This is a genomic window from Spirosoma aerophilum, assembly GCF_054782495.1.
This window is the reverse complement of the sequence record NZ_BAAGSJ010000009.1, coordinates 62611-80147: the sequence shown is the minus strand read 5'-3', so window position 1 is coordinate 80147 and position 17537 is coordinate 62611. Positions and strand designations below refer to the sequence as shown.

Here is a 17537-nt window from a genome sequence, read left to right as displayed (position 1 = left end):
ATTGGGAGTACCGACGCGCTGCCCCGGCGGAATGGCTAAGGAAGAAAAAAGATAGAATAAAACTCGTTATACGATCAATCATAATGAATTACAGCGAATTGCCCGGCGACCGACGCAAAATATCGGAGAGCGTGTTATAGTCGACCGTAATAACAAAGCCAACGCCAGTTTCAATAATATAACCGTCCAGCACGGCCTGGTAGTCATTACGCCGGTAGGCCCGGAGCACATAACGCCCGTCGCGGCTGAGGTTGTAGTTCAGGGATACGTTGTCGAACACCTCATTTGGGTTGCGGGTCGCACTTTGAGCCGCATTTTCCAATACGAAATTCCGCCCCACTGCAACTGTCAATCGTCCCGATAAAAAGCTCTTCGAGAGCCCTACGTTCAAGTCTGTCCGGGCGCCGTTGGTCGTCCCACCCGTATTGGCGCTACCCGTTTGCGACAGCAGGTTGAAGTCCACATCGAATCCTTTCAGGATACCCGAAGCCAGGCGCCCCAACTGTTCGGAGATGAGCTTACTAACACTGCTACGAGCTACGCCTTCAGCCTGGTTATCCAGCCCGCCACCGCCGGAACCGGAGAAGAAATCCGAGGTATTCTCGGGTAAGAACCGGTTCAGAATCAGCAGCGCAAAGACCTGTTTGTTGATCTGCGACTGATCCTGACGGAGGGTTTTAAGCTTGTTTTCAATGGTTGTGGCAAACTCGCTGGATGCTGTTGCCGTACCTTCTTCCGCTTCGGGCAAACGAATGTCGAAGTCCAGTTTTGGGGCTGCCAGGTTGTTGCCAATGCTCAGGGCCACATCAAACGGCAGCTTGCGGTTGAGCGCAGCGGCATTGATGGTTGTCGTCTCGTTGCCAATCAGATCGGCGGGGGAGGTCGACACCTGGTAAATGGCGGTGATATTGATATCGGCCCTGAGCGGATCACCGGTGAACTGGATATAGCCGCCCTTCTGAATTTTAAACTGCCGTTTCAGGACCTGATAGGTCAGGGAGTATTCGCCCTCGGTCACGTCGTAACGGCCCAGCACTGTGACCTGCCCGGCCGCATTGACGCCCACGTTGAGCCGGGCGTTGCCCCGTGCCCGCAGATAATCGCCATTGAGTTCGTCGACAACGATAGTTAGCTCCGATTTTTCGTCGGCTTCCAAGTCGAGCGAAATGTTAGCATTGCTGAGCTGGTCAAAAGCTAATCGGGGAGCCAGGCTATCCGTTTTGGGTCGGTACAGATATTTTGTCAGTGCCAGTGAATCGCCATGATTGATAAATGTAACGATCTTACTGGCTTCGTTCACGTCCAACTGATCGTCGGGTAGGACAACCGATACTTTGCTGCCATCATCGAGCCGTATGTTGCCGTTGACAGACGGACTGGCACCGGCTCCTTTTATTCGCAGGTCGGCCGTGATAGCGGCTTGCCCGTATGCATAATCGTTGTCTTTGCGACCGGCATTCAGCACCTGGAAATGATCCGCCCGAACGCGGAGGTTATACGACGCGTTGGGCAGGTTTTTCAGTACAACGGTACCGTCGGTCGTTAACGTCCGGCCCTGCTCGTCGCGCAGATTGAAGCCATCGAGCGTAATGGTCTGACCCGAAAAGGCGAGTTTCTCCTGATCGATTCGATAGGTCGCGTTGAGCTGCTTGATGTTGAAGGCTACGGAGTCGAAGGAGACACTGCCGTTCAACTGGGGATTGTCGGCAGCCCCGGCAACGGTGAATTCACCCGTGAGTTGACCCTTGGCCTGCCGCAGCTCGCCAAAGCTGAAAGCTTCGATGGTTCGGGCGTCCAGTCGGTTTAGGTTGATAGCCAGATCAAGGGCTTTCTTAGCATCTTCAGGATTGTAATAACCCGTAACGGTGGCATCATTATATGGCCCGGCCAGCACCGTGTTGACACTGATGCGCCCGTCGGATTCGTTGCGGAATCGGGCGGTGAGGTTGCCAATCGGCTTGGCCATTACTTTCAGACTATCGACATAAACCGATCCGATAAACGACAATTTACTGTCTGTACTCATGTAATCGCGGACGATAACCGTGCCGTTCAGCTGCCCACTGGCCAGCGTGGTGTCCTGATTCGCCAGTCGGGCCAGGTTGCCCAGTTCAATGGCGCGGGCCGTCACCCGAATGGGCGCGTTTCCGTATTGTTCGGTACTGCTGATTTCCAGCGACTGCTGACCGGTCTCTATGTGCAGGCGGTTGAGCAGCACGCCATTTTTACCGTACTGAGCAAAGCCGCTGGTATCTGTCTGCCAGCGCTGGTAGTTTGTGAGCAGGCCATTGGGCGCAAACTGGAATCGATAACTGGAATCGACAATGCTGAGTGTTCCCGCAATACCATGCAGATCCTGATTGATCGAATCTTTGTTGACAACGGCAAACCGAAACCGGTTATTGGCCGCAATGCCATTCAGGTTGGTTTGCCGAATTGTTATGCCATCGTACAAGACACCGTCTATGCGACCATCTACTTTTAACTGGTTGTTGGCACCCCGTATCGCCATGGTACTTCCCTGCAAAGTCGTTGTGTCATAAACAACGACGCCGGTACGAATCGTGGCCGATAGGGTAGTGTCACGTGAGTTGTCCAGATAGGCATTGAAACGGACGGTATCCAGCCGGGTAAGAGCTGGAACGAAAGCCTGCAGCAACGGATTCTGATACGCTTTCATCGCGACCGTGAAGGCATGCGGGGGCGGAATGCGCTTGTAGGTTAACGAAGGCAGGGCAATGTACTGACTTATTTCTCCGGCAATGATGTCGTACAATTGGGCATACTCAAATTGCCCGTTCAGCCGAAGCTGAGCCCCCGGCAGCCGGGCTACTACATTTTTTGTGTTCCCATCGGCAGCCAGTTTGGCGTAGAGGGAATCGACGGGGTAGTTTTTGCCATCCAGCGTGATCACCGCATCGCTCGCCGAGATTGTACCAACGGGTTTGGCCGGGTCGGTGGAGGCCATGTCGAGGTTAATCTTTCCTTTGAGCGATAATGGGTCTTTGTACAGTTTGAGTTGCTGGAGGTTTAGCTCGTTGATAACGGTTTGCCCGGCAACGCTCGGGAAGTCCCCTTTCAAGCTGGCCTTGATGTCGAGATCCAGGTTCGCATTCGGATCTTTCAACCCTCCTTTCAAATCCAGAAGCCCATTGGCGAGCCGGCCTTCGGCATCCAGATTCTGGTAGCGATAGCCGTTCAGATCGGCTGATTGTACGGCCAGATCAAAACGGGTTGTCAAGGTGTTCGGGTCGATTCCCCGTCCATCGACTGTCGCGCGGCCGGTAACTTTGCCCACGGTCCCAGTTTGCTTAAGCCACTTGCCCGCATCGAAATCATTGAGGTTCAGCGTGCCTTTGTAAGTCTGGTTTTTACCAGCCACGAAGCCCGCGAGTTTACCGTCAAAAGCCGCCGTTCCCCATTCGGTATTCAGTTTGGCATCGAGGACAAGGTTGTTTAGCTCGCCCTTCAGTTTGCCGGTGAGTTTCAACGAGGGGGGAAGCGCAATTGATGAGGGAATGGTCCCTTTGGGCACCAGTTTATTGATATCGGCAATGTTGGTCGTGGCGTCCTGAATGGTCATATCCAGCCCGACATGGTCAGGGTCTGTCACATTAGTCAGTCGCCCGCTGGCCCGGATTCGAGTGCCCGACAGCATATCGAACTCAAACCGAGGTAAGTTCAGCGAGGCCAATGTGCCTACCGCCTGGGCATTTGCTTTGAAAACACCCCCGCGATTGCCCGCAAACGGGGGCGTATCGGCCAGAAAAGGAGCCAGTTGCAGAACATCTTCAACCGATAATTTACTCTGACGCAGGTTCACCCGGACGCCCACCCGTTTGGCAAAGCGGGGGTTGGTCAACTGACCGAGCGAATCGTACCGAAGCACCAACTGGTCGCGCAGCAGACTCGTTGGCGTTTGCACATAAAGTTTGGTGATGGTGGTGGTGGTGTCGGTGTATAAAACGTTGCCTTCGAGTTGTTGCAGCACGAACCCGCTGGTAGCGCGGAAACGGCCATTTCGCAGTTGCCCGCTAATTTTCTGCCCCCGCTTACCCAGATCTTCATACACCAGAAACCGCCCGTCGATACCCAGGTTCCGCAAGTCGAGGTGGCCGTAGTCGAGTCCTGTTTTTTGCCGGGGAGCCGTTTCGTCGTCGTACCGGATTCGGTTGTTGGCAAAGCGGACGTTGGTTAGTTTCGCCTGCCAGCCGGGCGTAACCGCCGAAGCGGCTGTTGGCGGGGTCGCTGTTGCCTTTTTCGTTGGTTTGGTTAGCGTAGCGGCCACATCGGCATTGGCTAAGTCTAGGGATTTGATGCCTATTTTTTCGCCGTCGAGGTAGAAATAGTCGGACTCCATCGCCAGTCGTTCGGCATTCCCTTTTGTCTTGAAGTCGGCTGTTTCAACCCGAATATCCCATTTCGCCCGGTTGATCTGCCATTTGCCCAAGGCCAGATCGAGCGTGTCGCCGGGTTTGCCGGGTGCACTGGGTGGCGTGGGCAAGCCCTGGTACAGGCGGGTATAAACGTCCAGCCCGTTTACCGCCACATTGGATAAATGGTATCTGGATTTATCGACGTCCGTTTCGCTGAAGTTGGCCCGCAGGCTATCCATGTAAGCATTGACATCAGCCCCGGTAACGTCATCTTTGTATTTGATGCGTACATCCCGCAGGGCAATTCCCGTCAGGTTAATGGCCAGTGGAGTCGACACCGTATCGGACGGTTCGGGGGCGGTGCCTGTATCGAACGCGTCGAGAATGTACTTGAAATTGAAGGCCGTGTCGGGTAATGTTCGGCTGATATTCAGTCGAATATGCTCCAGTTCGATCTGGTTGAGCGCAACACGATTGTTAAGCAGGCCCCACATGTCGAGGTCTACCCGCATGCGACCGCCATTCAAGAGGGTATCGCCTTTGGGTGTTTTAAAGAAAACATCTTCCAGTTCGATCCAGTCGGGAATGGAATAGCGGATATGCCCGATGCGAAAGGGTGACTGAAGCTTTTGGGCGAGATAGGAGTTTACCTGTTTGGTTACCAACTGCTGGCCCCAGGGAGTTGTGGCAACAACAACCACGAATCCTACCAGTAACAGCACGATGGCAAGCAAGCCGAGTAAAATACGAACAATCAGTTTCGACACAAGACGCTGAGTTTTGGCGGATAGCTAACCGGTTTAGGATCGAATCAGGGTATACGTCACTGTGAGTATAACGAGCCAACTGTAAATATGTTACCAGCTCGTGTCAAAGCGACTAAATGTCCATAAATATCGTCTATTTATGAAATTGTATCCCGTTTGGGGGCAATTCGACGCTACAGTTTAACAGAATCTATCCGCATCTGGTATAACTATACGCAATCGACCGTTGTTTTGTTGCCAGCTACGCGTTTCTCCTATAATTTACCAACTGTCCAATTTACACGCCTTTTGTCCGGTTTAAGGCTCTTTCTTGGGTAAGTTGTTGCAGACCCGACCTGTAGGGGGTAATTTTGGCTTTCACTTCTGTTCAACTATGAGCGATCTTTTTACTGCTGAATCAATCGTCAGTCTGCTTACCCTGACCTTTTTGGAAATTGTTCTGGGTATCGATAACATCATTTTCATCTCCATTGCGGCCAACAAGCTGGCCCGTCAGGACCAGCCCAAAGCCCGGAATATTGGTTTAATTCTGGCAATGGGTTTCCGGCTGCTGCTGCTGATGGGTATTTCGTTTGTCATATCGCTCAGCAAACCCTTTACGCACATTGATGCAGGCTGGTTTAAAGCCGCCCTTACCGGCCAAAGCCTAATTCTGTTTGCCGGTGGTCTGTTTCTGCTCTACAAAGCCACATCCGAAATTCACCACAAACTGGAAGGGGGCGGAGAGGAAGAGATCGAAAGCGGCAGCACGAAAGGAAAAGCGACCGTTTCCAGTGTAGTAACACAAATTGCCATTACTAATATTGTGTTTTCCATCGATTCCATCCTGACAGCCATCGGTCTAACCCAGAATGTCGCCATCATGATGATCGCTGTTGTGCTGTCAATTCTGATCATGATGTTTTTTGCCGGGCCCGTTGGCTCATTTGTTAACGAACACCCGACCATTCAGATGCTCGGACTGGCCTTTCTGATCATGATTGGCTTCATGCTGGTGGCCGAAGGCGCTCACCTGTCTGAAGTCGTGATCTTCAACCAGGAAGTAGGTGTCGTGCCCAAAGGGTATTTGTATTTTGCTATCGCCTTCTCCCTGCTGGTCGAGTTCCTGAACATTCGCCTGCGTAAGAAGCAACCACCCATCAAACTGCACAATTACGAAGGGCAACCGGATCGTGATGGCATGATTTAAGTATAGTTTCTGGTGAAGTGAGTGGAGTAGTGGAGTGAGTGAAATGAGTGGAAGAAGATGTATTACTTCACTACTCTACTCACTCCACTACTTGACTCACTCCACTACTCGACTTCTCCACTTCTCCACCAATCACTATTTTGTCTCTTACCGATCAACTTACCGATATCATTAACAGTCTGGGCGGCTTCGGGCCGGAAATCTGGCTGTCGGCATCTTTCTGTCTGCTGTTACTTGCCGAACTGGTATTCGTTCGGGTAATGGCCCGGCCGAATGTACGTCGGTATCTGGCGGGGTTGACGGTTATCATGCTGCTGGTGGGGGGCATCTGGGCCATGCGCTTACCGGTGCGGGGTTTTCTGTTCATGAACCTGCTGTTTGTCGATCAGCAAGCCATTTTTATACAGGTCATCGTGGCCCTGGGGGCGATTCTGGTGGTGCTGTACGAATTTTTAACGGTTCGGCAGGAGCAGACCTCCAATGGCGGGATAAGTACATCGCCAGCCGATCTGACCACTCAACCCACATTGCCCTTTGAGTGGTACTCGTTGCTGATCGCCATGACATTGGGCCTGTTCCTGATGGCTATATCGGTCAACATGCTTAGTATTTACCTGAGTATCGAACTGGTATCTATCTGTTCCTACCTGCTCACGGCGCTCACCACCAGCCGAAAGGCATCGGAAGGGGGCATTAAATACCTGTTGTTTGGTGCCATCAGCTCGGCAGTCATGCTGTACGGCATGTCATTATTGTATGGCATGACCGGTACGCTCGACCTGACGTCTGATGCGTTCGGAGCTGAACTGGCCCGGCAGGATGGAGCCGTGGTAGCCGTAGCCATGTTGCTCACGACCGCTGGATTGTTGTTCAAGCTGGCGGGTGTGCCATTTCATGTCTGGACACCCGATGCGTACGAAGCGGCTCCCGTACCCGTAGCGGCCTTCTTTTCGGTTGGTCCCAAAGCGGCTGCGGTACTGGTGCTGATGCGCGTTGTGACGGCCCTGCCTGCCGAAACAACGGCCGGAGGTGCCACTGCAACGGTCCTGCAAACGCCCCTGGCCGTGCTGGCGCTGGCGGGTATTCTCATCGGGAATCTGTCGGCACTTCGGCAAACCGATGCCAAACGGCTACTGGCTTACTCGACCATTGCCCATGCCGGTTTTTTGCTGGTGGGTGTGGTGGCGCTCAGCGATGCGGGCTTCGAAGCCGTTCTATTTTATACCGGTACGTATCTGTTTATCTCGCTGGCGGCTTTTTTCCTGGTCGACCTGCTGGCCCGGAGCAACGGGAATACCGACCCACTCACCATTCGTGATTTCGCTGGCTTGGGAGCCAAACAGCCGCTATTGTCGGTGGCGCTGACGATCGTTATGCTGGCCTTGACCGGGTTGCCGCCAACGGTGGGCTTCACGGCTAAATTGCTGTCGTTCTCGGCCTTATACGAAGCTTACCAACAAACGGGCGACAACTGGCTACTAGCCTTATTTGCGTTGGGTTTGCTGAATGCGCTTATTTCGCTGGTGTATTATCTGAAGATTCCTTTCCTGCTTTTTTTTCGTCCGGCACCGGTTTCCGCAGAACCCGCACCAGCTGTCGTTTTACCTCGCCCGCTGGTTTGGCTAGCTGTTAGCTTAGTGATTCCGGTGATTCTGTTTTTCCTGAAACCCGATCTGTTGCTTCAGTTTATAAGCCAGCGTTAATAGCTCCGTTTCCTCAATGGGGCAGGTCTATTTTCGGAAAAGGGAATAGTGTTTCGTTTCTTTGTAGCCAAAACAAGTTTTTCCGCCCGTATGAGTTCAACTCATGACTCTGTAGTTTTAGATATGTCAATTGACGAACTGTTCGATCAGTTCGATAAACTCCGCGTTCTGATTATTGGCGATGTCATGCTCGACTCCTACGTTTGGGGTCGCGTGGAGCGGATTTCGCCCGAAGCACCCGTCCCGGTAGTAACCGTCGATCGGCGCGAATTGCGGTTGGGCGGGGCTGGCAATGTGCTGCTGAACGTGCAGGCTTTAGGGGCCGAAGCCATTATCTGCTCCGTCATTGGCACCGACGCACCGGGCGATCAACTCGAACAGGAATTGCACGATCGGGGACTAAACTGCAAAGGACTCATTCGAAGCAGTGCCCGGATCACCACCATCAAGGAACGCATTATCGCCGGGTCGCAGCAAGTGGTTCGGGTGGATACAGAGACCGATAAATACATCACCGCCGATGAACGGGCGCAGTTGATTGCCAAAGCGAAAGAACTGATTCCGACCTGTCAAGTCGTTATTTTTGAAGATTATGACAAAGGCGTTCTGAGCAGGGAAGCTATCGCCGAAATTACCGACTTCGCCAACGAGCAGCGCGTACCGACGGTGGTTGATCCGAAGAAACGCAACTTTCTGGCATATCAGAATACGACGCTGTTCAAACCGAATCTGAAGGAGTTGCGGGAGGGCTTAAAAGTAGATTTCGACGTCGATAAACCCGAAGAACTGCGGGCCGTCGTTACTCAACTAAAAGAGACGCTGAACCTGAAAGGGGCTTTGATCACGTTGTCGGAGCGTGGGGCCTTTATCGACTATTATGGCGAGACGTTAAAACTACCCGCTCACATCCGTAAAATTGCCGATGTATCGGGCGCTGGCGATACCGTCATCAGCATTGCCGCCTGCTGTGTCGCATTGAAGCAACCTCCGCATGTCATTGCCGGTCTGTCAAATCTGGGTGGAGGCCTGGTTTGCGAGTCTGTTGGCGTCGTGCCAATTGATAAGACGTTGCTGAAACAGGAAGCGAAAGAGAATTTGTAGCCCGTAACGCGGGTTTCCACCCGCGTTATGTGTGGTGGCGGGTTCATAAACCCGGCACAGTAAGGTTTCTCAAAACCGTCTATATTTTTAACTGTAAAGGTTTTGAGAAACCTTACCTGTCAGGTTTGAGAACCTGACATCACGGGAAAGACACGTACCTGCGGACTTTAGTCCGGATAGAATGTGTAGCTATCCGGACTAAAGTCCGGAGGTACGTTACATTTCTTTAATGGCATCCACAAAGCACCGGGCTTTGTCGGGGTCGGTATCCGGGTAGATGCCGTGACCAAGGTTGGCAATATAATGCTGGTGGCCAAAGTCGCTGAGCATCTGTTTGACCTCCGCGCGGATCTGGGCAAAATCAGCATAGAGCACACAGGGGTCTAGATTTCCCTGCAAGACGCGGTCCGGCACTAACGCCCGCGATTCTTTCGGGTCCATGTTCCAGTCCAGTCCCACTACATCGCAGCTCAACTGACCAATTTCGTGCCGGGCAAAGAAAGCCCCTTTGGCAAAAACGGTCACGGGAACTTCACGGTCCGGCGTTCCGGAGATCACATCGCAGATCTGCTTGATGTACGGCAGCGAGAACGTCCGGTATTGCTCTGGCGAGAGAATACCTGCCCACGAATCGAAGATCTGAACCAGATCAACCCCCGCCCGAATCTGCGCCTGTAAATACGCGATGGTGCTGTCCGTAATTTGCTGAAGCAGTGCGTGCGCAAAGTTCGGATCGGTGTAGAGTAATTTCTTCGCTACCGAGAAGGTCTTGGAGCCTTTTCCCTCGGTCATGTAGCAGAAAATAGTGAACGGTGCCCCGGCAAAACCAATGAGCGGTACCCGGTTGTTCAGTTCTTTCTTGGTCAGTTTTATCGCATCCAGCACATAGCCCAGATCACTTTCGGCATCGGCTACCCGTAATCGGCTCAGGTCGGCCTGATTACGTACCGTCGATGGGAAAACGGGGCCCCGGCTCTCGATCATTTCGTACGGCAGGCCCATGGCTTCGGGCACGACGAGGATATCCGAAAAGATAATGGCCGCATCAACGTCGAAGGCATCGACCGGCTGAATGGTCACTTCGGCGGCTAGTTCGGGCGTTTTGGCGAGGGTGATAAAACTCCCGGCCTGCTCCCGAACGGCCCGGTATTGCGGTAAGACACGCCCTGCCTGCCGCATCATCCAGACGGGCACCCGCTCGGTCAACTCACCCCGCGCGGTGCGGAGCAACAAGTCATTTTGTAAAGTCATGGTGCAAAAGTAAGTCTGAACCGGGATTTTTAGGATTGAAATGATTTATATGATTTTTTCTGAAAGCAGGTAGCCGGTCCACAGTTCTAAACTATGGCCCGGCTTTTTATTTGGGCTGGATGTTTAAATATTTCCCAATTTTGCCAAAATCAGGAAATCGTATGCCATCTCTCTTTATCGACGCCGAACGCCTGCGCGACCTCAACAGTGGTCTGGGGCAGGTTTGTTTACATCTTGGACACGAACTGGTTCGCCAGCGTCACGATGGATGGAACCTGACGTTTCTGGTGCCAAAAGGAAAATCGGGTGTTTTTGGTGATTCCGTCTCTTACATTGAAGCGTCCTGGCAACGAAAATTGCTGATTCCCGGCAGTTATGATGTTTGGCATTGTCTGCATCAGGATTCGTCGTATTTACCAAATCCGTTAATTAATAAGTCGGCTAAGTTGATGCTGACGATTTACGACCTTAATTTTCTGGAACGGGCCGATTATTCAGCTGCCAAAAAGGAGCGTAAGCTGGCCCGGCTGCAGCGAAAGATCAACAAGGCGTCGTTGCTGACGGCTGGTTCGGCATTTACAGCTTCGGTGGTCCGCCAGAACCTGACGATTCCGTCAACTACACCTTTCGATGTGGTGTATACCGGTGTGGCCGTTGATCCAAAGAATGCGCCGACGGAACTACCCGCCGATTCACCGCTGCACGACTTCACCCAGTCGCCTTTTTTACTCTTCGTGGGCGTCATTCACCCCAAAAAGAACGTGCATACGCTGCTGCCGCTGCTCGAAGCCTTTCCCGATTACCGGCTGGTGCTGGCTGGCCCCGACCGGCATCCGTACGCCCAGCACATCCGCCAACAGGCCGAAAAGTTGGGTGTGGCCGACCGGTTATTATTGGCTGGCTCGGTTGAAGAGTCAACGAAGTTATGGCTTTACGCTCACTGTGAAGCGTTTTTGTTTCCCTCCCTGACCGAAGGTTTTGGTTTGCCCGTTGCCGAAGCGATGACCTTCGGCAAGCCGGTCTTCATTTCCAACCTCACGAGCTTACCCGAAGTGGGCGGCAAAGAAGCGTATTACTTCGAAGATTTCGAACCGGAAAATATGGCCAAAGTGCTCCACGACGGACTGCACGATTTCGGTCAGAATTCCCTGCGCGAGGAACGTCTCCGCCGACGAGCCGCCGGGTTTAGCTGGCCAAGTGTGGCAGGAGAGTACTGGAAGTTATATGAGGGGTTAGTGAATCCCTAACCAGTGGCGTCCGGTTTGGCACTATTGGTTAAAGACTATTTACCGATTTGGATAAACTTCATACAGAGATTCGTACATAATGTTGCCAGTTCGCATATACAGACCAGCGAATCCTAAGTAAAGCGAAACGAGTATAGGCTGAACAGGATAAGGTAGGAAGGAGAAAATTCCTAGAAACCCCATTCCTCCTGCTCCATACATGATGAGAAGTAGTACGGAATGACGTGTAACCAAATAGAGTGCTTCTGTAGGAATGTTGTAAAGGCCATGTTTGAAAGCAGTTTTTAGGTAAGGCCATATTAAGCTCACTATCAAGATAATAAACCCTGAAAGCGTTCCACTTGCAAAGCCGTAATAGAAGTCGTCATCTAGCTCCAATCCATTTGCTGGATTAGGCGTGTAAATAACAAAAGATAAGAGAAGTATAACCGCATAAATAGGCACTGTTTGCCGCCACAACAACGGTTTCTCAAACTGGGTACGCAATGTCTGTCGCCAGCGCTCGTCGTACTGCCGGAAGGTGACCCGGTTGTACTGGCGCTCCATTTTCTGTAATCCTTTGCGCCCGCCAAACGCCTGTTGCGTATCCGTCAGGGCCGTTTCGAAGGTCATGCCCTGTGCCATACGGTCGAGCAGAGCCGTGGTGTAATGGTCGGTCAATTCGAGAATTAATTCCTCGTTCGTGAGTAGGTTCGTCTCGCGAAGGTGATAATCGAGGGTGGATTGCTGGGCGGGGGTGAGCATGGAATGAAGTAATCGAAAAAGGTGAATCAGACGGAGGTAAAGCCTAAGTCAGACTGCTTTTTATATAGTTCAACGTAGGTAAGCGTGTACAAAATGGCTACAAAAGCCAGGGCAGCCGATAAGCTCGCGTGCCACTCAAACAGGTACGGTCTATTTGGAGACCAGCGCGTACCATCTAAAAATAAACTGGCAGCCAGCGCGGGTAGTTGAATAACGACCAGATACAGGTAATTTCCATAACGAGCCTGCCGATACACAACTTCCCGGCGGAGCGAGGTAAGTAGCTGTTGTTTCCTTATCCGTTCTCGCCAAAACAACCGTAATTCGCTGGGGATAAACAATAAATAAGGTACTAAAACGAGGACCACAAACGCCAATGTTAACGCTCCCGGCGGCACAACCTTCGCTATTGAATAAGCTAACACGCCGATCAGCAAGGTTGTGACCAGCGTAGGCCAGCGAAAATAACGGCGCACAATGGCCCAGTGCTGCACCTGCATTTGCTTCAACAATAGTTTCTTGTACCGCTCCTGAATGTGAGAAATGCCCTGTCCGCTTCCCAAACTGATCCACGCTTTTCGGCTGGCCTCGTCAAACGAGTAACCTTCGTTCATACCGTGCTCGGTCAGGCTGGCGTAATGGTCCAGTAGTTCGTCCAGTACCTCTTTGTAAGAAATGTTCGCTTCCTCAAGCAGGTCCTGACGGAGAACAGCGAATTGGTCGGGCGTGAGCATGTTCGGATAATTAGGCGGACTTAGGATAACGTTGGTTACGTTCTTTCAATAGAATGTGTCTCGTAGCCAGCGCGACGGCTGCGTAATAAACCAGGCACAGTGTTTCCAGTAAAGTTTGCAGTGATAGGATTACCGACGCCGGGAGGCTTAAGCCGTACATTGTCAGGCCGTATTTATTGAGAAGTAATAAGGACATACTAAGCAGGTAGGCCGTAATAAAAACCGGCGAACTTGGTTGCATAACAGCCTGACTAACCTCATTCCGATTCTGATAAAAAAAGAAAATACTCTTGGCAATACTAACAAGAATAGAAAACGTAACAGGCAGAAAACCAACAGCCAACCCGTTTTTTACCATATCTTCCGCACCGAAATTCGCGTTGACTACATACAGACCAACGAACAGACTGGCGGTAATCGGCCATCTTGATCCATTCATAAAGGAACGAATCAACTGCCATTCCAGCTGTCCGAGTTTTCGGTAACTCTGCACCTGATACTCCTCTTCCATTCTAAGCAGCCCCTTCCGTCCGCCAAAGCCGGTATGGATTTCCCGCAGGGCTAAATCAAAAGCCATCCCTTGTGCCAGCCGTTCACTGATCCCATTGATGTAATGATCGGTGAGTTCGGCAATTAAGTCTTCATTGAGCAGCCAGTTTTCCTTACGCAGGTGCTGGTCGATGGCGGTGAATTGGGTGGGGGTGAGCATGGCAGGTTAAGCGAGTTTTAGGTTGAAATTCTCCTTGAACAGTTGAACGAAACTGACCGCATAGAGCAAACTAGCCATACATAAGACAAGGCCAACTGTTGAGTGTACCTGAAACAGCCAAATTCTGCTCTTCTCTTCGAATAACGAATTAAGGCTGTTTATGCCAAAAACGTAAAACATATTAAAAATGAGGCTTCCTGATTCTCGCAGATAAGTCCAGACAATTTTTCGACTATCCGTTTGCTGGTCCAAGTGCTTCCGATGACCATAGAATAACACCGCCAACGGAGATAAACCACAAATGAAGAAAATAGTAAACATGCCATTCGCGGTAATAAGCGGGGCAGTAAAGTACATTAATGCACCAACTAGTGTGGTTGTCACGAAAGTTGGCCACCGGAAATAGCTCTTCAGGATTTCAACGTGCCGGGTTCGCACCTGTGCTGTGATACTTTTCTCATAATCGGTCTGAATCTGCTGCAGGCCTTCGCCACTGCCCAACTCAGCCCAGGCCCACTTGCTGGCGTCTTCGAACGACATATTGAGCGCCATTTTTCGCTCGGTAAGGCTGGCGTAATGATCCAGCAACTCGGTCATCACTTCGTCATATTCAATGTTCGCCAGACCAGATAGATCTTGTTGGAGATAGTCAAGTTGGGTGGGAGTGAGCATGGCGGCTTAAACGAATTTGTGTTTATACTGGTGCTGAAATAATTGGATAAAACTCGCGGTGTAAAGTAACAGGAGCAGGCAAACAAGAACCGAAACAGTGGGGTAAGTTTGCAAAAACGTTCGTGTTGACTCAGGAGTGTTTTCTAAAAAGTGATTAGGTAGGTTTAGGCTTAGGTGGAAAAGACAAACGGCTAATCCGCATTTGTTTAACAGATATTCCCAGACTAGTTTGCCCGTATCAGTTTGCTGGTGAAAGCCGTAATAATACCCTCGTAATATGAACAGATATGGTGTTATGCCAATAAGCAACGTGACCCAGATCAACCAGTTTACGGGCACCAGCGGTATTATTATGTAGATGAGCAAGCCTACAAGTATGGTAGTGACCAGAGTGGGCCAGCGGAAATAACTTTTCAGGGTATTGATGTGCTGCGTTTTGATCTGTTGCTCAATTGACCTCACAAACGACGCCTGAATACTCTGAACGCCTTTTTCTCCTCCAAGGTCAGCCCATGCCTGTTTGCTGGCTTCCTCAAATGCCAGACCACTCGTCATTTTCTGTTCGGTCAGGCTGGCGTAATGGTCGAGCAGTTCGTCGACAACATCGTCGTATTTGATGTCGCCCAATCCGATTAAATCGAAGCGTAGGTATTTCAGTTGAAAAGGTGTCAGAGCCATGATTACGTGGATGGTTTAAGTTTCAGAACCAGGTTCAGGTTTTCCAGAAAGGCGGCTAACTCGGCGATGCGCCCGGCGGCTTCGGTATGGCCGGTTTTGGTGAGCGAGTAGTATTTACGGGCGCGGCCGTCGACAATCTGGGTTTCGGTGGTGAGCAGCCCATCGGCTTCGAGCTTGTGCAGGGCGGGGTAGAGGGCCCCCTCCGTAATGGTCATTTCGCCCGCCGTCAGGTCTTTCACCTTTTGCGTAATCTCGTAGCCGTACATCTTCTCGCGGTCTTCCAGCAACCGCAAAATCATAACCGACAGGCTACCTTTCAATAAAGAGGAATTCGAGGACGTGTTCATAACCCAAACGTACAAAAGAAATTTACATACCTCCAAATCTTAGGTATTAAATCTGAACCCGAATTTGTATGATTTTTTTGATTACTCTGATTTTTCAGCGGAAGCAACCTATTAAAATCATGGTCAGTCAAAAAAATCACATAAATCCAGGTTCGGATTAACTTTGCACCATCAATGAAAACATACCTTCGATTACTCTCTTTTGCCAAACCACTCGGGCGTTTTCTGACACCGTTCGTGTTTACATCGCTGTTGTCCAGTGTTTTTGGCGTGTTGAATTTTACACTGCTCATTCCCCTGCTCAGCATTCTGTTCGATAAAGTGAACGCACAGGAAATGAAGGCGTTTCTGAATCAGCCCGCGCCAACGCTCACTACCAGCCCAACCGGTTTTTTCAGATACTATTTCGCGCAGGTTTTTCAGGACTATGGCAAAGTAGGAGCCCTGCAATTTGTCTGCTTCGTGATTATCCTGTCTGTTCTGCTCAATAATCTTTTTAAATACCTTTCGGTCAGGCAGTTGGAGTCGTTCAAGGCAAAGATGGTGGCCAAGCTGCGCGAGGCTGTTTTTGCCAAAACGCTACACCTTCATCTCGGCTTTTTTACGAACGAACGCAAAGGCAACCTCATTTCCCGGACCACCACCGACGTGCAGGAAGTGGAAAATTCCATTGCCAACACGCTGTCGGCAGCCTCGAAAGAAGTGTTTCTGTTGATTGGCTACGTCATTGCCCTGCTTACTATTTCGGTAAAGCTGACACTGTTTGCCATAGTCGTCATTCCCATTTCGGGGGTCTTTATTGCCACGCTGGTTCGCCGGATGAAGCGCGATGCTCAGGAAGGACAGCAACGGTTGAGTGGTCTGGTAAGCTTGCTGGACGAGACCTTTGGCGGCATGCGGGTGGTGAAAGGGTTCGTGGCGGAGGGCTTTATCCTGGATAAATTTCGCCGAGAAAACGAAGGCTACCGCGACGCCATCCGCTCGCTGGCCAACCGGCGCGAACTGGCGTCGCCGTTCTCGGAAGTAGTCGGTGTAGCCGCCGTAGCCAGTATCCTGTTTTATGGCGGGTCGCTGATCCTGAGTGGACAATCGGACCTTACAGCGTCCGAATTTATAACTTACATCGCCATTTTCTCACAGGTGACGCGTCCGGCCAAAGATATTTCCAACGCCTTCAGCGGCTCACAGCGGGGGCTGGCATCGGGCGAGCGGGTGCTTGAACTGATCGACACGATGCCTGTGGTTCAGGACAAACCCGACGCGGTGACGCTGACTGGTTTCCGGGATAAAATCTCGGTGCAGCATGTGTCGTTTGCCTACAATGTCGACACTCCCGTGTTGCGTGATATTACGTTCGATCTGCAAAAGGGCAAAACCATTGCGCTGGTGGGCTCATCGGGGGGCGGCAAGTCGACCATTGCCGATTTGATTCCGCGCTTTTATGACCCTACTGCCGGACAAATTCTGATTGATGGTGTCGATATGCGCAATTGCAGCATGGCTTCCCTGCGCGCGCAAATGGGCATCGTGACGCAGGAAAGCATTCTGTTCAACGACACGATCTTTAATAACATCGCCTTTGGCAGTGCCGCCACTGAGGCCCAGATCATGGAAGCGGCCCGGATTGCCAATGCGCACGACTTTATCATGGCGCAGTCAGACGGTTATCAGACCATTATCGGCGACCGGGGCGGCAAATTATCGGGTGGTCAGCGGCAGCGCATCAGCATTGCCCGCGCCATCCTGAAAAATCCGCCAATCCTGATTCTGGATGAAGCCACCTCGGCGCTCGACACCGAATCCGAAAAGCTGGTGCAGGAAGCCCTGACGCGCCTGATGGCCAACCGTACCACCCTCGTGATTGCCCATCGGCTCAGCACCATTCAGCATGCCGACGAGATTCTGGTGGTTAATCAGGGTCGTATTGTGGAGCGCGGACGGCACGACGAACTGCTCACACTGGACGAAGGATTTTATCGAAAATTAAGTACGATGCAGAGTGTTTAGTACTATTTGAGT

13 protein-coding genes are annotated in these 17537 nt (G+C 51.5%); 5 read left to right on the top strand and 8 right to left on the bottom strand.

The features are described from left to right. Positions 1-88 precede the first annotated feature (88 nt). A complete protein-coding gene (locus ACYVK4_RS07995; protein WP_461126970.1) occupies positions 89-5143 on the bottom strand; it encodes a translocation/assembly module TamB domain-containing protein in 5055 nt (1684 codons plus the stop codon). 373 nt (positions 5144-5516) lie between these two features. On the opposite strand from ACYVK4_RS07995, the gene ACYVK4_RS07990 reads away from it, so the two are divergent. The 3 genes from ACYVK4_RS07990 (at position 5517) to ACYVK4_RS07980 (ending at position 9136) form a co-directional block, all read left to right on the top strand. Further along, a complete protein-coding gene (locus ACYVK4_RS07990; RefSeq protein WP_461126969.1) occupies positions 5517-6332 on the top strand; it encodes a TerC family protein in 816 nt (271 codons plus the stop codon). A gap of 140 nt (positions 6333-6472) precedes the next feature. Further along, a complete protein-coding gene (locus tag ACYVK4_RS07985; RefSeq protein ID WP_461126968.1) occupies positions 6473-8035 on the top strand; it encodes an NADH-quinone oxidoreductase subunit N in 1563 nt (520 codons plus the stop codon). Between the two features lie 123 nt (positions 8036-8158). Then, positions 8159-9136, top strand: coding sequence for a bifunctional heptose 7-phosphate kinase/heptose 1-phosphate adenyltransferase (locus ACYVK4_RS07980; RefSeq protein WP_461126967.1), 978 nt, complete (start codon positions 8159-8161; stop codon positions 9134-9136). 216 nt (positions 9137-9352) lie between these two features. On the opposite strand, the gene hemE is transcribed toward ACYVK4_RS07980, so the two are convergent. Next, positions 9353-10387, bottom strand: coding sequence for a uroporphyrinogen decarboxylase (gene hemE, locus ACYVK4_RS07975; protein WP_461126966.1), 1035 nt, complete (start codon positions 10385-10387; stop codon positions 9353-9355). Positions 10388-10548: 161 nt separating this feature from the next. Between hemE and ACYVK4_RS07970 the strand changes: the two genes are divergently transcribed. Next, a complete protein-coding gene (locus ACYVK4_RS07970) occupies positions 10549-11634 on the top strand; it encodes a glycosyltransferase family 4 protein (RefSeq protein ID WP_461126965.1) in 1086 nt (361 codons plus the stop codon). A gap of 39 nt (positions 11635-11673) precedes the next feature. Here the strand turns inward: ACYVK4_RS07970 and ACYVK4_RS07965 are convergent, their stop codons facing one another. Genes ACYVK4_RS07965 through ACYVK4_RS07940 form a run of 6 tightly spaced genes read right to left on the bottom strand, consistent with a single transcriptional unit; the run spans position 11674 to position 15518 of the window. Continuing rightward, complete coding sequence (locus ACYVK4_RS07965; protein WP_461126964.1) at positions 11674-12378, bottom strand: hypothetical protein; 705 nt, start codon at positions 12376-12378, stop codon at positions 11674-11676. A gap of 26 nt (positions 12379-12404) precedes the next feature. Further along, entirely contained in the window at positions 12405-13112 is a 708-nt protein-coding gene (locus ACYVK4_RS07960; RefSeq protein WP_461126963.1) for a hypothetical protein, read from the bottom strand. A 10-nt stretch (positions 13113-13122) separates the two neighbouring features. Beyond that, a complete protein-coding gene (locus ACYVK4_RS07955) occupies positions 13123-13821 on the bottom strand; it encodes a hypothetical protein (RefSeq protein WP_461126962.1) in 699 nt (232 codons plus the stop codon). Between the two features lie 6 nt (positions 13822-13827). Further along, a complete protein-coding gene (locus ACYVK4_RS07950) occupies positions 13828-14493 on the bottom strand; it encodes a hypothetical protein (RefSeq protein ID WP_461126961.1) in 666 nt (221 codons plus the stop codon). A 6-nt stretch (positions 14494-14499) separates the two neighbouring features. Next, a complete protein-coding gene (locus ACYVK4_RS07945; protein WP_461126960.1) occupies positions 14500-15171 on the bottom strand; it encodes a hypothetical protein in 672 nt (223 codons plus the stop codon). 2 nt (positions 15172-15173) lie between these two features. After that, on the bottom strand, positions 15174-15518 hold the full coding sequence (locus ACYVK4_RS07940; RefSeq protein WP_461126959.1) for a PadR family transcriptional regulator: 345 nt from the start codon (positions 15516-15518) through the stop codon (positions 15174-15176). Between the two features lie 174 nt (positions 15519-15692). Between ACYVK4_RS07940 and ACYVK4_RS07935 the strand changes: the two genes are divergently transcribed. Then, on the top strand, positions 15693-17525 hold the full coding sequence (locus ACYVK4_RS07935; protein ID WP_461126958.1) for an ABC transporter ATP-binding protein: 1833 nt from the start codon (positions 15693-15695) through the stop codon (positions 17523-17525). The last annotated feature ends 12 nt before the right edge of the window (positions 17526-17537 follow it).

Coding starts and splice junctions, on each gene's coding strand:
- ACYVK4_RS07990 (WP_461126969.1), top strand. CDS start 5,517: ATGAGCGATCTTTTTACTGCTGAATCAATCGTCAGTCTGCTTACCCTG.
- ACYVK4_RS07980 (WP_461126967.1), top strand. CDS start 8,159: ATGTCAATTGACGAACTGTTCGATCAGTTCGATAAACTCCGCGTTCTG.
- hemE (WP_461126966.1), bottom strand. CDS start 10,387: ATGACTTTACAAAATGACTTGTTGCTCCGCACCGCGCGGGGTGAGTTG.
- ACYVK4_RS07970 (WP_461126965.1), top strand. CDS start 10,549: ATGCCATCTCTCTTTATCGACGCCGAACGCCTGCGCGACCTCAACAGT.
- ACYVK4_RS07965 (WP_461126964.1), bottom strand. CDS start 12,378: ATGCTCACCCCCGCCCAGCAATCCACCCTCGATTATCACCTTCGCGAG.
- ACYVK4_RS07960 (WP_461126963.1), bottom strand. CDS start 13,112: ATGCTCACGCCCGACCAATTCGCTGTTCTCCGTCAGGACCTGCTTGAG.
- ACYVK4_RS07955 (WP_461126962.1), bottom strand. CDS start 13,821: ATGCTCACCCCCACCCAATTCACCGCCATCGACCAGCACCTGCGTAAG.
- ACYVK4_RS07950 (WP_461126961.1), bottom strand. CDS start 14,493: ATGCTCACTCCCACCCAACTTGACTATCTCCAACAAGATCTATCTGGT.
- ACYVK4_RS07945 (WP_461126960.1), bottom strand. CDS start 15,171: ATGGCTCTGACACCTTTTCAACTGAAATACCTACGCTTCGATTTAATC.
- ACYVK4_RS07940 (WP_461126959.1), bottom strand. CDS start 15,518: ATGAACACGTCCTCGAATTCCTCTTTATTGAAAGGTAGCCTGTCGGTT.
- ACYVK4_RS07935 (WP_461126958.1), top strand. CDS start 15,693: ATGAAAACATACCTTCGATTACTCTCTTTTGCCAAACCACTCGGGCGT.